Origin of the sequence: Collinsella aerofaciens (assembly GCF_001404695.1) — a bacterium.
In the GTDB taxonomy this organism is placed as follows: domain Bacteria; phylum Actinomycetota; class Coriobacteriia; order Coriobacteriales; family Coriobacteriaceae; genus Collinsella; species Collinsella aerofaciens_E.
In genome coordinates this window covers 54,769-69,970 of the sequence record NZ_CZAQ01000009.1, presented here as the reverse complement: position 1 = coordinate 69,970, position 15,202 = coordinate 54,769, and the positions used below count along the sequence as shown (strand labels likewise).

13 protein-coding genes are annotated in these 15,202 nt (G+C 57.6%); 11 read left to right on the top strand and 2 right to left on the bottom strand.

Annotated elements, in window-relative coordinates:
• Positions 1–751: 751 nt before the first annotated feature.
• Positions 752–1,174, bottom strand: a complete 423-nt coding sequence (locus tag AQ996_RS03760) for a hypothetical protein (RefSeq protein WP_055251178.1) — start codon at positions 1,172–1,174, stop codon at positions 752–754.
• A gap of 254 nt (positions 1,175–1,428) precedes the next feature.
• On the opposite strand from AQ996_RS03760, the gene AQ996_RS03755 reads away from it, so the two are divergent.
• From AQ996_RS03755 to AQ996_RS03715, 9 genes are all read left to right on the top strand, one after another.
• Positions 1,429–2,361, top strand: coding sequence for an Abi family protein (locus tag AQ996_RS03755; RefSeq protein WP_055251177.1), 933 nt, complete (start codon positions 1,429–1,431; stop codon positions 2,359–2,361).
• A gap of 357 nt (positions 2,362–2,718) precedes the next feature.
• On the top strand, positions 2,719–3,252 hold the full coding sequence (locus AQ996_RS03750) for a hypothetical protein (protein WP_118384690.1): 534 nt from the start codon (positions 2,719–2,721) through the stop codon (positions 3,250–3,252).
• 147 nt (positions 3,253–3,399) lie between these two features.
• The gene (locus AQ996_RS03745; RefSeq protein WP_055251173.1) at positions 3,400–3,807 is read left to right on the top strand and encodes a hypothetical protein; all 408 of its coding nucleotides are present in this window, start codon (positions 3,400–3,402) and stop codon (positions 3,805–3,807) included.
• A gap of 39 nt (positions 3,808–3,846) precedes the next feature.
• Positions 3,847–4,239 carry a helix-turn-helix transcriptional regulator gene (locus AQ996_RS03740; RefSeq protein WP_055251172.1) on the top strand — a complete coding sequence of 131 codons (393 nt, stop codon included), beginning with the start codon at positions 3,847–3,849 and terminating at the stop codon, positions 4,237–4,239.
• Entirely contained in the window at positions 4,236–4,685 is a 450-nt protein-coding gene (locus AQ996_RS03735; RefSeq protein WP_055251170.1) for a hypothetical protein, read from the top strand. Before AQ996_RS03740 ends, AQ996_RS03735 begins: the two co-directional genes overlap by 4 nt.
• 230 nt (positions 4,686–4,915) lie before the next feature.
• Positions 4,916–5,887, top strand: a complete 972-nt coding sequence (locus AQ996_RS03730; RefSeq protein WP_233540507.1) for a LacI family DNA-binding transcriptional regulator — start codon at positions 4,916–4,918, stop codon at positions 5,885–5,887.
• A 183-nt stretch (positions 5,888–6,070) separates the two neighbouring features.
• Entirely contained in the window at positions 6,071–7,471 is a 1,401-nt protein-coding gene (locus AQ996_RS03725; RefSeq protein WP_055251166.1) for a PTS transporter subunit EIIC, read from the top strand.
• Between the two features lie 94 nt (positions 7,472–7,565).
• On the top strand, positions 7,566–9,107 hold the full coding sequence (locus AQ996_RS03720) for a glycoside hydrolase family 32 protein (protein ID WP_055251164.1): 1,542 nt from the start codon (positions 7,566–7,568) through the stop codon (positions 9,105–9,107).
• A 96-nt stretch (positions 9,108–9,203) separates the two neighbouring features.
• Positions 9,204–10,208, top strand: coding sequence for a PLP-dependent transferase (locus tag AQ996_RS03715; protein WP_055251162.1), 1,005 nt, complete (start codon positions 9,204–9,206; stop codon positions 10,206–10,208).
• Here the strand turns inward: AQ996_RS03715 and AQ996_RS03710 are convergent.
• The gene (locus AQ996_RS03710; protein WP_055251160.1) at positions 10,198–10,542 is read right to left on the bottom strand and encodes a winged helix-turn-helix domain-containing protein; all 345 of its coding nucleotides are present in this window, start codon (positions 10,540–10,542) and stop codon (positions 10,198–10,200) included. The two genes, AQ996_RS03715 and AQ996_RS03710, sit on opposite strands and share 11 nt — an antisense overlap.
• A gap of 193 nt (positions 10,543–10,735) precedes the next feature.
• Between AQ996_RS03710 and AQ996_RS03705 the strand changes: the two genes are divergently transcribed.
• The gene (locus AQ996_RS03705; RefSeq protein WP_055251158.1) at positions 10,736–12,247 is read left to right on the top strand and encodes an IMP dehydrogenase; all 1,512 of its coding nucleotides are present in this window, start codon (positions 10,736–10,738) and stop codon (positions 12,245–12,247) included.
• Positions 12,248–12,617: 370 nt separating this feature from the next.
• Positions 12,618–15,194, top strand: a complete 2,577-nt coding sequence (leuS, locus tag AQ996_RS03700) for a leucine--tRNA ligase (protein WP_055251156.1) — start codon at positions 12,618–12,620, stop codon at positions 15,192–15,194.
• Positions 15,195–15,202 lie beyond the last annotated feature (8 nt).

The following is a 15,202-nucleotide window of genomic DNA, read 5'->3' as shown; positions in this document are numbered from 1 at the left end:
GCCCGATCGGCGGCCCCTCGGGGCTTGCCCGTATCGTAGGCAATGCGCCGAATGCTCGCCATCGAAATTTATCGGTGGCCCACTTCAGACTGTAATGGGGTGATTTGTGGCGGTATGGAGCGTGTTTGCTACTGACGCGAGGTCTGGTTGCGGCTCTTGCTGTGGTCTCATGGAATGTGTCCAAGCTGTTCTTTGGCTAGAACGGCTTGGGCACTAGCGTTTTGGTGGGATGCGGTGTTTGTTTAATTAGCCACTGTTGAATATTGCGAAGCAGCACCGTGGCATTGCGCCTAGGCACCGGGGCCGACATGAGTCCCGGCGCCTTCTTCTTGCTAACGTCCGGTTTCGCCCCGCTGCCGCATGTTGACTTCGCTCATTGTTGGTACGGGTCGTATTATGCACGTCTTTGTCCGTGACGGCTGTTTCTTCTAGGATGAAGTGGTCGAACGATCGGCTCTTATGCTAATGAGCTGAGGCTATTTAATAAAATCCTTCCTCCTGATCCGACCAAGGTGGCGGTCCAGTTCGTATATAGCGTCAATGAAAAGCTCGGCAGAATCGCGTATGTCTCGCATGTCGAGGCAGCATCTTTCAAAGTGCAGCTTGCCTTTTTGTTCTTTGGCGCTGCGGATATTGCGACATGTCATCAATGCGATGTCATTATCGCCCACGCAGTTGATTCTTGAAAATCCTTTTGGTGTGATGCGATAAATAACTGCCTTAGGAAAGGAATCAAGTAGGCTTTTCCCTCTTATGTCAATGCAGATTCTTCCTTCTGATCCAAAACCATAATCTTGATGTCTAGTTGAATTGAGGGGGTGGGCAATAACTGCCGAGCGAACAACTTGGAGATATTTGCTCGCGTCGTCGAGTTCACTTTGTTTAGAGAACTCAAAATCGTTTTCGATCTCTTTTCGAAGACAGTTCCCTTTAATTTGCCAGAAGCATCTTTTATCCAAGTAGCAAGTGCCACAAGATAAACGGTGTCCTTTGGGTTGGGCAAGAAGCCCCCGCCGATAGTGGAATTGAAATCTTGAATGCTGTATTTAGCCTTAAGGATGAGATCGGACATTAATTCATAATGATCGGAGTCCTTCCAGGGCCATTTCTTCCATATGCCGCCTCCGTGTTCACCTAAATCATCGGTGGTCTTTAGTTTTTCGATCGCTTGCATGTCACTCCTGTCTATTCGATTTGTTGCAGCGCTTCTTTTGTTGTCTTGATGTCAACATGGTGCCCATTAATGGCTATAATCTGCCAGCTATCCAAAGAATGAGTCCAAAGGTTGATTTGGAGGATTGGCGGCATAGGATTGACGGACCCGGAGTTCTCCCTTAAAGTAAGTCTTGTGATGAGGCCTTGCGACGGTACGTCCGGCTTGGTCCGTGGGAACCGCCGAAAGGCGGTTTTCGCGTTTAAGGGGCCCAAATGGATAAACCATTTAAATCTATTGATGAGCAGATTGCTATTCTTGAAAGCCGTGGACTCGAATGCGATAACAATACTCGTTTAGTTTTGGAACGCGAGGGATACTATCCGGTTATTAACGGCTACAAGGATTTGTTTCTCGACCAGCGTGGAGATTCTTGCCACGAGCTATTCGTAAAAGGTACGAAGTTTTCTGATATATATCGTTTATTCGAATTTGACCGTTCATTGCGTCTGCTCATGTTTGAATACTTTAACAAGGCGGAAGCAGTGCTTAAAACCGTCTGTTCTTATCGTTTCGCAATGGCCCATAAAGATAGCCCGGAGGCATACCTGGATAGAAGATCCTACCGTGCCGATGCTGGTTATCGAAAAAAGATCGACATGCTTATTGGTGATTTCGAGAAGGTGCTGTGTAGGTCTCAAAAATGGAAAAGCGATTATAAAAGGGACTACATTCGGCATTATGAGAATAATCACGACAATACGCCGGTATGGATTCTTATGAATTATTTGATGCTTGGTCAGGCATTCAAGTTCTATGAGTTTCAGCCAGAAAGCATGAGAAATTCCATTGCCAAGTCGTTTTCTGATCTTTATTCCGAGACGCATGAAGTCGATAAGCGCATCAGCCCGCGTAGGCTAAGACTTGCATACGATCACATTAAAGATTTTCGAAATATCTGTGCGCATGACGAACGTCTATTCTGCGCCAGGGTGTCTCCGTCTCACGATGTCAATCTAGTAGGGGTTTTAAGCGATCTTGAGCTAGTGCTGACTGAGGATGACTATAAGATGTTACGACGAAATATACTGCTTGATGCACTTAAGTTGAGCGACGAGCTCAGCAACGATGCCAGCGCAAAGGTGCTTTTCGCTATGGGTGTTAACGATTTATCGAGTGTGTTTCCTAGGGAAATATTGGGGTCGTAATCGACGCGAGCGATGAATTTACTCTACAAGTTGGATGCGCATGAGATTGCGCAGAGCGGGCGGGACGTTGCCCATTGGTGGCGTCCCGCCCGCGCTTCGTTGGCTATACGTGATGCGGCAGCTCCAGCATGAGGCCGTCTCGCGCTTCTTCGAGACTCGCCTGGCCTGCCTATGCGTTTTGCTAGGCGGGCCTTCTTATGCCGCGGGTGTGGATAGCCTTACCATTGTGGGGCAGACCTTCGACGAGCCGGGTGTCTCGGGCCCCGGCTGGGTGGCGCGCACGTTGTTGCTGCTGGCGACGGATCGGTCGATGATTGTCGCTTCTTTGGTGTGTACGCCTCCGATGGCCAGTTTGCCATGGACGCCTCCTGGGTGTACGCGACCGGCGCCATAGCCGATGTTGTCTGCGAGAGTGGCTCACTTACGTCCGCGCAGTTTGTGACGCCGGCGGGCGGGGCCTTTGGTACCGCCTGCGTGATGGACGCCAGCGGGGCCGTAGCGCTGCGTGTGGTAATTGAACCCGCGGGCGCCCTGCCGCCGGCGGGGAAGACCCAGCCCGGTACCGATGAACCTGCCGGTGGCAATCCCGCGGGGGATACAAAGCCCGGAAGCGAAGGAAAGCATAGCGACGAGAACAAGCCCAGCGAAGATTCCGCCCCCACGCCTGATTCGTCGCCCAAGTCGGACGCCAGGCCCGCGTCCGCGTCCATCAAGACGCCTGCGACCAAGACCACCAAAAAGACCAAGCCCACAACAACGCAAGCCGCCGCGCTCCCTAAGACCGGCCACGGCGACTGGGCGGTTGCGTGCCTTGCCTTCGTCTTCCTAGGTATGTTATTGGTCACCATAAAAGTTCGGGCTCTTCGCTGGGGGCCTTATGTGCCAATGTAGTTTCTACTGCCTCTTTCCCGCATTTCTCTGAGTCAATAATGCAGATTGCTTGAACTCGGCTTGGGGCTTGCCATGTATTTGAATTTGGCTAAACTTAACCTATAAGTTAACCACATTTGGTTTTATCTGAGGCGGAGGGGGTGGCCTTTGGTTAGTGACTATGGACTTGTCGAATATGCTGATCCCGAGGGACGACCTTTTTGGGAACAAACCACCTCCCCTGAGAACTCTCAATTTCAGAAGATGATGTCTGATCCTAAAACGAAGTTTACCGCCCGTAAAATGATCAATCAGATTTCAAAAGTCTATGACTACGGGCTAAAGGATGTCAGTGGAACGTCAAAGCTTCGATGTATCGAGCCTAAGATTGGACTATACGAACTCAAGGGTTTTGATGGGGTTAATCGAGAAATGGTCTACGCGATTTGCCAAGGCGTGGACAAGATTGTTTTGCTTTTTTGGTTTAAGGGCCATCAAGGCTCGGGAAATATTTCCAAAGAAATTAAACGCGCAAAACAGTTGGCCCCGATAGCAAAGCAGCTTTTGGAGTCATAGCGTCGGCTTTTTTGCCCGCTTACGAAACGGAGACTTGTAATGGTTAAGGTCGATTTATCAGACTTTTACGCGGAAACGGAAACGAGCGAAACCCGTGCCTATGAGCACGCACTAGATATTGAGTTTATTGTTCATCGCGAGATGCAGCGCTCGGGCTTGAGTAAAAGTGAGCTGGCAAAGCGTATGGGCGTGAGTCTTCAGTCGCTTTCGAAATTGTTGAATTCTCAGCCCAACATGACGCTGAAAACAATCGCAAAGTTTGAGCTTGCGTTGGGTATCAAAATCATTCCTCAGGTCATTTCCAGTTATTCGAATGAGGCGCCGTTTTCTTCGTCTAATAACTCTGTCCGAGAACAATGGTCTTCATTTAACAGCGACTGCTCGGCGAAACGATTGAACTTTGAGATGATTCCGGGAGGTTTGGCTGCATGAGCAAGGATTTCATTGCGCCTATTCAGGTTGTTCATTTGTTTGTTGTCGACTCAACTTTTCATATCGAGAATGAGCCCTCCCAGAATATGGATTTAAAAGTTGACGTTAGCTATCAGGACGTCCATCTATTGAGGAACAAGGCGGGCGAGCGTGCAGACTTAAAGCTGTATGTGTGTGGCAGTCTGATTGATAGGGACGATGCAAAGGAAAAAATGCGCGCTGATGTGACGGTTGCTATTTCGGTGTCAACAAAAATGCCGTTCGACATTTCAGACGATGAAGCGCGCCGTTATCTTCTCTCTAATGCGATTTCCATGGCGTATGGTCACGCTAAGAGCTATCTGATGGTCGTTACTGGACTTTCGCCCATGGGGGCTTTGACGCTGCCGGCAATTCTTCCTTCGGAATTGGCAGCGGACAGCGATGCATCTTTCCAAAGTGAGTAAGTTGTTCTCGAGTTGGATTTTGCCTGCCGCTGTGTGCAAATGTAACGGGGTGCCGAATCGGTAGTCTGACTGATTCGGCATTTATATTTCGAAGTTTCTAGTTGAAGCCCTGCGATGCCCGTGCTGCGACAGCTAAATTGACCGTGACGTCCCGTCTTGCGACACGCATGTAGCTCCGCACGGGTATCATGGTGAAAGCGATTTCAACGACAGGGGTGCTCGTGGTAAAGATGAAAGATGTGGCCGAGCTGGCGGGCGTTTCGAGCGCCGCCGTCTCGCGCTACCTCAATGGTGGGTATATCTCGGCGGACAAGGCCGAGCGCATTAAGCAGGCGATTGAGCTGACCGGATACGTGCGATCCAGCCAGGCTCGCGCGCTGCGAACCGGTTCCACCAAGCTCATCGGCGTCATCGTGCCTAAGATTAATTCCGAGTCGGTGAGCCGCATTACGGCGGGCATCGGGCAGGTGCTTGGCCGCCGCGGCTACCAGATGCTTCTTGCCAATACCGATAACGTCCCCGATCGCGAGCTCGAATACCTCGATTTATTCCAAAACCATCCGGTCGATGGCATTGTGCTGGTGGCAACTATGATTACCGGCGAGCATCGCCGGGCGATTGAGTCGTGCCGTGTGCCCATTGTGTTGATCGGCCAACATGTCGAGGGCGCGGCGTGCGTCTATCACGACGATTACGAGGCCGCTTTCGAGCTGGGTCAGGCACTCGCGAAGCGTGCTGAGGGCAAGATCGCCTACATCGGAGTTGCCGAGGAAGACCGTGCCGCCGGTTATGACCGTCGTCGTGGTTTTGAGGCCGGCTTGCGCGCCGCGGGCGTGGCACTTGATTCGAGCCTGATTTGCCAGGGGTCCTTTACGCTCGACTCGGGCTATCGCGCTGCACGCGAACTGCTCTCCGTCGATCCCGATGTTTCGCTTATCGCGTGCGCGACCGATACTATGGCGGCCGGCGCCCTGCGCGCTCTTGACGAGGTTCGCGGCATGGGCGAGGGTGTGCGTCGCGTGAGCGGTTTTGGCGACAACGCATTTTTGCGCGCGCTGACGGGCGGCATTCCCACCGTGCATTACGGCTACCTGACCAGTGGCGTCGAGGCGACTAATATGTTGCTCAATACGCTCGATGGCGTGGAGGGGGAGAGCGGTCTCAAGACACTCAAGCTCGGTCATCAGCTTATGAATGTCTAGGTCTTGGGCATGTCTGTCTGCCTCTGAGCCCTTATGTTTGTCTCAAAACTACCATTCACCGGCTTTTTCCTACCGTTCACCCTACTATGAAAACGATTGCAGACATATGAAACTGAAATCGATTACAGTGTAAGTGTCAAAGATGGCCGGGTGTAAATGCGCCCGTTGGAGGAAAGGGAAGTCATGGACTACCGCAAATCAGCCCAAGAGGTGCTCGACAACATCGGTGGCGCCGACAACGTTGTTTCGGCCGCGCACTGCGCCACGCGCCTGCGCCTGGTGATTGCCGATAACACTAAGGTTAACAAGGAGGCCCTCGAGAACGTCGACGGCGCCAAGGGCGTCTTTGAGGCCCAGGGCCAGCTCCAGATTATTTTTGGCACCGGCACCGTCAACAAGGTCTACGAGGAGTTCATCGCGCTCAGCGGCGTCGAGGCTGCCACCAAGGCCGAGGTCAAGGAGGCCGCGGCTCAGCAGCAGAACATCTTTATGCGTGCCATTAAGGTGCTCGGCGATGTCTTTGTCCCCATCATCCCCGCCATCGTGGCTTCGGGCCTGCTGCTGGGCATTATGAGCGCCCTCAATTTTATGGCCTCCAACGGCTTTATCGCGCTCGATACCAATAACTTTATCTACAAGATTGCCGACCTGGTCTCGGGCACGTCCTTTGGCATTCTGCAGATCCTGATCGGCTACTCCGCCGCTAAGGCCTTTGGCGCCAACCCGTATCTGGGCGCTGTCGTCGGCGGTGCGTTCATCAACTCCTCGCTGCAGAGCGCTTACACGGTTGCCTCCGAGAGCGTTCAGACCATGGTCACCGTCATTCCCGGCGTGTACAGCTTTGAGTGGGTCGGCTATCAGGGCCATGTGATCCCCATCGTCATCGCCTGCGCCATTCTGGCCTTCCTCGAGAAGCGCCTGCACAAGATCGTTCCCGAGATGTTCGACCTCTTTGTGACCCCGCTTGTCTCCGTGTTCGTGACCGTGCTCGTGACGCTCGTTGCCGTCGGCCCCATCTTCGTGTGGGCCGAGAACGCCATCCTCGGTCTGATCCAGGCCCTGCTGACCCTGCCCTTCGGCATCGGTTCCTTTATCGTCGGTCTGTTCTATGCCCCCACGGTCGTTACCGGTATCCACCAGATGTACACCGCCATCGACCTGGGCCAGCTCGCCCAGTACGGTGTGACCTACTGGCTGCCCATTGCCAGCGCTGCCAATATCGCCCAGGGTGGCGCAGCGCTCGCCGTTGCCTTTAAAACCCGCGATGCCAAGATCAAGGGCCTGGCGCTTCCTTCGGCTCTGTCCGCCTTCATGGGTATTACCGAGCCGGCCATCTTTGGTGTGAACCTGCGCTTCTTTAAGCCCTTCATCGCCGGCTGCATTGGCGGCGGTTGCGGTGCCCTGGTCTGCGCGCTCACCTCGCTTGCTGCTTCCGGCACGGGCGTCACCGGTATCTTCGGTATCCTGCTGTGCCTGGCCCAACCCGTGCAGTACGCGATCATGTTCGCGGTCGCCGCGCTGGTTTCCTTTGGCGTCTCGTTTGTCCTGTACAAGGACGAGCCCAAGGCTTTCGAGCAGGCCTAAGAGCTTTTGATTGAGGGAATGCCCGCGGGCTGTATGCTCGCGGGTGTTTCCCGCATCTGGCGCCTTGTAACTTTCGATCCGTTAGGACTTTGATATGTCTAATGCACTTGGTCGCGACCTTGCAAAGCTGGTCGCCGCTGTTGACGCCGCCGCCTCTGAGTGCGGTCATGGCGCGTATGGCCAGCGCTTCCACATTATGCCGCCGGCGGGTTGGCTCAACGACCCCAACGGTCTTTGCCAGGCGGGCGGCGTGTTCCATGCCTATTTTCAGTATGCGCCGTTTGATGTCGAGGGTGGCGTTAAGGTCTGGGGCCATGCGACGAGCCGCGACCTTATGAAGTGGGAATATGTTGGAGCGCCGTTGCTTCCCGACGAGCCGTTCGACTGTCATGGCGTGTATTCGGGCTCCGCGCTTGCCGAGGACGGTCGCATTCGCGTGCTGTACACAGGCAACGTGAAGCTATCCGATGCGGACGGGACGTACGACTACGTCAATACCGGCCGCCGCGCCGATACTGTTTATGTCGAGAGCGTTGATGGCCTTGCCGGTCGGGAGTTCAGCCAAAAGCGCGTGGTGCTGGCGTCCGATGATTATCCCGAGGATTTGACCTGCCATGTGCGCGATCCCAAGGTATGGCGTGACGCGGACGGGCGTTATCACATGGTGCTGGGCGCCCGTCGTCGCGTGGATGGGCCGCATGTCGAGAGCCGTTTTTGTGCGATGCACGGCGAGGGTGCCGGGCGCGATGTGGGCGAGATCCTGGTGTATGGCTCGGCCGATATGCTGAGCTGGGAGCTCGAGACCCGTGTGTCTACGCCCGAGCGTTTTGGCTTTATGTGGGAGTGCCCGGGGTATCTTGAGCTTAAGGCCGATGACGGTGTGCCGGTGAAGTTCCTGTCCTTCTCTCCTCAGGGGCTCGAGGGCGGTCGTTGGGACCGCGGCAACGTATACGCTGCTGGCTACATGCCTGTAACGGGCGACATTACCGGTGGTGACGGTACCTATGAGCCGGGCGAATTCCGCCTGTGGGACGCCGGTTTTGACTTCTATGCTCCGCAGGAGTTCACGGCCGAGGACGGTCGCCACATTCTGATCGGCTGGATGGGCATGCCCGATGAACCGACCTATGGCAACGCACCCACCGTGGTGTGCGGCTGGCAGCACTGCATGACGGTGCCGCGTGAGCTTACAGCCGGTGCCGGCGGCGTGGTGCTGCAGCAACCGGCGCGTGAGATCGAGCGCCATTATGCCTCGGTGCGTGTGGGGGAGGGCTCGTTGGAGGTTGCCGGCGATACCTGCTTTGACGTTATTTCTAGCGGTATCGACGGCGCATTTACCGCGACCGTTGATGGCGAGCTGCAGCTGGCGTTTGTGCCCGCCGAGGGCGAGCTGCCCGCGCGCTTTGAGATGCGATTTACCGATGAGAGCCGCGCTTCTGCCGGCTGCGGTCGCACCGTGCGTTGGGAGCCCGTCGACGAGGTTCGTAACGTGCGCATTGTTGGCGATGTTTCGTCGGTCGAGGTGTTTGTGAACGATGGCGCACTCGTGTTTTCGACGCGCATCTATCCCGAGGCCTATGGCGTGTCCGTTGACGCTCCGGGTGCGAGCGTGAACTATCATGCGCTCAGCATCTAGGCGATTCGTCGCATATCGGCGCTATACTGCAGCCGTTGCCCACGATGCGGGGAACACCCGCATCGTGGGTTTTTGTTTATGAAGGGACGGTGCCGTGTGGATGTGCAGCAGCTAGAAGAGACTTGGGCTTTGAGGGCCGGCGCGCGTGAGGCGCGGTTGCTTGCGGGCCCGCATGTGCCGGTTGCTCTGTCGCAGCTGGGAATTGTGCGTCCCGGTGACCGCCTGGTCGCGTTTGCCGATGACTTTGCCGATACGTTTGCGAGCGGCTTTGATGCCTGCGACGTGGCTATGGTGGGTGAGCCGTCGGTTGCAGCGTTTGTCGCCGCGTCCGAGAACTTTGATGCTTCGTTTGATGCCGAGGGGCCGCACCTGTGGTGGTTTGTGAACTCAATCGGCGGCTTTGGCCTGTGTGTGCCCGATCTGCGTGCGCTGGGTCGGGCGGCGCGTGAGGCCCATGCGTTGCTGGTTGTGGACAACACCGTGGCGTCGGCTTTTGGCTGCGATCCGCTGCGTCTGGGTGCTGCGCTGTCCCTCGAGGCGCTCGACCGCGTGTGCGCCGGTGATGCTTCACGCAAGTTGGTTGCCGTATCGGTTGCGCGCTCGCAGCTTAAGCGCCATCGTGTGGATGCTGCCGCCGCGTGCACATATGCCCTGTTTGAGGACTGCGGCTTGGCAAAGCTTAATTTGCCTGCTGACGAGGCCGGTGTGCTGGAGCGCGGGCTGGACTCGCTCAATACCCGCATGCAGGCACACTTCGACCGCGCCCGTGCGCTGGCCGAGTATCTGGTCGCCAACGAGATGGTGCGCAACGTGCGCTATCCCGGACTGAGCTCGCATCCTGACCATGCGGTTGCAACGGGAATCCTCGAGCATGGTTTTGGCCCGGCAGTTGAATTTGACCTTATCGAGCGTAGCGCGGGAGAGCTGTTCGACGCTTTGCCGGGGGAGTTTCGCACATCGCCTGCCGGCGGCGCAACGACGCGCCTTTCGGCCCCACGCGGCAAGCAGGGGGGCACCATCCGTCTCTTCGCCGGCACCGACGACCCCTTGACGGTAGCCGCCACCCTAGATAACGCCCTCCGCCAATTAGCTACTCTTTGATGCTGGCGATGAGGTCGTTGGCTTTGGAGGCAATGACGTTGTTGATGTCGGCCTGCAGCTCCTCGTAGACCGCTATGGCTCGCTCGCCGGCGGGGGTGAGCGTGGATCCGCGGGCGCCGTCGCGCTCGATGAGCTTGCAGCCCAGCTGGCCTTCGGCCTCGTTCACAATGCGCCAGGCCTTGGAATATGCCATGCCCATGCTCTTGGCGGCACGGTTGAGCGAGTGCTCGCGGGCGATACCTTGCAGCAGCAAGACGCAGCCGTGGCCGAAGACGCCCGGCAGATCCTTGTCGCACGCTTGAATGACCAGCTTTGCCGTCGTCTTGTACTCCATGTGCTCCACGTCTCCCCGCTAAAGTGTTTGCTGGGCAAACGCAAAGCCTGCGTCAAACCCTCGTGTGCTCTTCTTAAATCATGCATTGTAGCAGTCAAAGTGCGTTAAGATACTTCCCCAGTATTGGGCGCCCAAGGTTGGGCTGGGTCCTACGAGGCCTGCAGCCGACCGGTCGCATGGAAAAAGGAGAAACATGGCTACGTTCTTTCCCGGTGAGTCCCACACGTTTTCGGAGTATCTGCTGGTCCCTGGCTACTCGTCCTCGCAGTGCATCCCCAACAACGTCTCTCTTAAGACGCCGCTAACCCGCTTTAAGCGCGGTGAGAAGCCGGCAATCACCCTGAACATCCCCATGGTTTCCGCCATCATGCAGTCCGTCTCGGGCGTCGACATGGGTGTCGCGCTCGCTACCGAGGGTGGCCTGTCCTTCATTTACGGTTCCCAGAGCGCCGAGTCCGAGGCCGCTATGGTCAAGGCCGTCAAGGATCACAAGGCTGGCTTCGTTCAGTCCGATTCCACACTGACCCCCGACATGACCATGGAGCAGGTCATCGAGCTCAAGGAGAAGACCGGTCACTCCACCATGCCGGTCACCGACGACGGCACTCCCAAGGGTAAGCTCCTGGGCATCGTCACCAGCCGTGACTATCGCCCCAGCCGCGATGACCACCAGACGAAGGTCTCCGAGTTCATGACCCCGCGTGAGCAGCTCATCGTGGGCGACAAGAACATCAGCCTCAAGGTTGCCAACGACGTCATCTGGGACAACAAGCTCAACGCCCTGCCCATCGTCGACGACAACGATCACCTGATGGGCATCGTCTTCCGTAAGGACTACGACAGCCACAAGACCAACCCCAACGAGCTGCTCGACGGTGATAAGCGCTACATGGTCGGTGCCGGTATCAACACCCGCGACTATGCCGAGCGCGTGCCGCTGCTCATCGAGGCCGGTGCCGACGTCCTGTGCATTGACTCTTCCGAGGGCTTCAGCGAGTGGCAGAAGCGCACCATCGAGTGGATCCGCGCCAACTACGGCGAGGACGTCAAGGTCGGTGCCGGTAACGTCGTCGACGCCGAGGGCTTCCGCTTCCTGGCAGACTGCGGTGCCGACTTCATCAAGGTCGGTATCGGCGGCGGTTCCATCTGCATTACCCGCGAGACTAAGGGCATCGGCCGTGGCCAGGCCACCGCGCTGATCGACGTCTGCCGCGCTCGCGACGAGTACTACGAGGAGACCGGCGTCTACGTGCCCGTGTGCTCCGACGGTGGCATCGTCTACGACTACCACATGACTCTCGCCCTTGCCATGGGTGCCGACTTTATGATGCTGGGCCGCTACTTCGCTCGCTTTGACGAGAGCCCGACCGAGCGCGTCAACGTCAACGGCCAGTACATGAAGGAGTACTGGGGCGAGGGTTCTGCGCGTGCCCGCAACTGGCAGCGCTACGACCTGGGCGGCGCCGCGAAGCTCAGCTTCGTCGAGGGCGTCGACTCCTACGTTCCCTACGCCGGCTCCCTTAAGGACGGCGTGGGCGGCACGCTCTACAAGGTCAAGTCCACGATGTGCAACTGCGGTGCCCTCTCGATTCCCGAGCTCCAGGAAAAGGCACGCCTGACCCTGGTGAGCTCGACCTCGATCGTCGAAGGCGGAGCCCACGACGTTGTCGTGAAGGATTCTCAGCAGAGCGTTTCCTATCGATAAGCGGCTTTCCCAAGAACCGCACCTTGCCGTCCAAACCGTCGCTCGCGTACCAAAGTACGCGTCGCTCCTCTTTCACGGCAATCTGCGGCACTTGGAAAACCCGACCATATTTGGGCGGGTAACAATTAGCGGTTGATTCACAACCACGTTATTTAGATAAAGCGAGATGCCTGCAAGTCGCAGGCATCTCGCTTGTCGTATTTGCTATCATCAGTCAAGTTAACCTTAGGGTCGGTCGGCTTGGCTTTGTTCGCTACAAGTTCCGCACGCAAAGAAGAGCACTAAATGTGCTCTTCGTCTTGCGCAGGACTGTTCGCAGTAGCGAATAAAGCCAAGCCGACCGACCCTAGCTAAGATTAAAGGAGCTGATATGTGCGATTGCACAGATCATAAGGACGAGATCCCTGCCTACGACGCGCAGGCCATTGAGTCCAAGTGGATGAAGGCCTGGGAGGACTCCAACCTCTTTGCCGTCGACACCGACGACAGTAAGCCCAAGAAGTACGTGCTCGAGATGTTCCCGTATCCGTCGGGCGACCTGCACATGGGTCACGCTCGCAACTATACCATTGGCGATGCCATGGCCCGTCAGGCCCGCATGCGCGGCTACGACGTGCTGCATCCCATCGGCTTTGACGCCTTTGGTCTGCCTGCCGAGAACGCCGCCATCAAGCACAATACGCAGGCTGCCGCTTGGACGTACAAGAACATGGACCAGGCGCTCGCCACGATGAAGCGCATGGGCTTCTCCTACGATCTGGATCGCATGGTCAAGACCTGCAGCCCCGACTACTACCGCTGGGGTCAGTGGATCTTTGAGAAGCTGTGGGAAAAGGGTCTGGTCTACCGCAAGAAGAACCCGGTCAACTGGTGTCCCACCTGCAAGACCGTTCTGGCCAACGAGCAGGTCACCGAGGGCAAGTGCTGGCGCTGCGGCACCGAGCCCGAGAAGCGCGACCTTGAGCAGTGGTACTTCAAGATCACCGAGTACTCCCAGGAGTTGCTCGACGACCTGGAGAAGCTCCCCGGCTGGCCCGAGCGCGTCAAGCAGATGCAGGCCAACTGGATCGGTCGCTCAGAGGGCGCCGAGGTCGACTTTACCCTGTGCGACCAGGATGGCGAGCCCATCGAGGGCGACGAGGGCAAGATCACCGTCTTCACCACGCGTGCCGATACGCTCTTTGGCGTCTCCTTCTTTGTCCTTGCTCCCGAGTACGCTCGTCTGCACGAGCTCGTCGAGGGCACGGAGTACGAGGAGGCAGTGACCAAGATCGTCGAGGACTCCAAGCATATCTCTGCCGTCGAGCGTGCCCAGGGCACCCTCGAGAAGCACGGTGCCTTTACCGGCCGCTACGTGGTGAATCCCGTCAACGGCGAGAAGGTCCCCGTGTGGGTTGCCGATTATGTCGTTGCCGACTACGGCACCGGTGCCGTCATGGCCGTTCCCTGCGGTGACCAGCGCGACTTTGAGTTTGCCCGCAAGTACGACCTGCCGATCGTACCGATCATCCTGGACGATGACGATCGCGCTGCCGTCGAGGCCAGCGGCGAGACCATCGATACCTTCCATGCCGAGACCGTCGACTGGGATTGCGCCCACGCTGCCGAGGGCACGCTGGTCCAGTCCGGCAAGTACACCGGCATGCGCGGCGGTAAGCACTCCGAGGGCGAGGCTGCCATCGTGGCCGACCTCGAGGCCATGGGCTGCGGCCGTCGCAAGGTCGAGTTCCGCCTGCGCGACTGGCTCATCAGCCGCCAGCGCTATTGGGGCAACCCCATCCCGGCCATCCACTGCGAGCACTGCGGCATTGTGCCCGTGCCCGAGGATCAGCTGCCTGTGACGCTGCCCGAGAACCTGGACTTGGGCGCCGGCGAGACCCTCGCCGAGTGCAAGGATTTCTACGAGACCACCTGCCCGGTCTGCGGTCGCCCGGCCAAGCGCGAGACCGATACCATGGACACCTTCACCTGCTCCAGCTGGTATTACCTGCGCTATACCGACCCGCACAACACCGAGCTGCCTTTCTCCCGCGAGGCGGCAGACCGTTGGATGCCCGTCGATAACTACATCGGTGGCATTGAGCACGCCATTCTGCACCTGCTCTACAGCCGCTTCTTTACCAAGGCGCTGCGCGACCTGGGCCTGCTGAGCGTGGATGAGCCCTTCACCAACCTGCTGTGCCAGGGTATGGTCAAGGACGAGAACGGCGACACCATGTCCAAGTCCAAGGGCAACGTCGTGCCCCCGAGCTCGGTTATCGAGCCCTACGGCGCCGACACCATGCGTCTGGCGATCCTGTTTATCGCCCCGCCCGAGAAGGACTTCGACTGGGATCCCAAGGCCGTCGAGGGCGCCAACCGCTTCATCAAGCGCGCTTGGCGTATCGTGTGGCAGCTCGTCCAGTCGGGTGACGCCAACGTGGCCTTCGACAAGTCCGTGCTCGACGAGACCGCGATGAAGCTCTACCGCGAGCGTCACCGCACCATTGCCAAATGCACCGAGGACTTCGATCGCGGCCAGTTCAACACCGCGATCTCGGCCGTCATGGAGCTCGTCAACGCGGCGAGCGCCTACCTCAACGCCACCGAGGGTGCTGACCGCGACAAGGCCCTGTGCTACGGCGTGGCCAAGGACATCGTGAGCGTCCTGGCGCCCATCTGCCCGTTCTGGGCTGACGAGCTGTGGCACGAGGCACTCGGCTGCGAGGGCAACGCCTACACCGCCGCCTGGCCCGAGTTCGACCTGGCCGAGTCCGTCGAGGACACGGTGCAGATCGTCGTCCAGGTACTCGGCAAGGTCCGTGGCCGCATCGACGTGGCCCGCGATGCCTCCAACGAGGAAATGCAGGCTTCCGCTGAGGAAGCCGTCGCCAAGTGGCTCGAGGGCAAGACGGTCGTCAAGGCTATCTGCGTGCCCGGCAAGCTGGTCAACCTGGTGGTCAAGTAAGCGCTGCG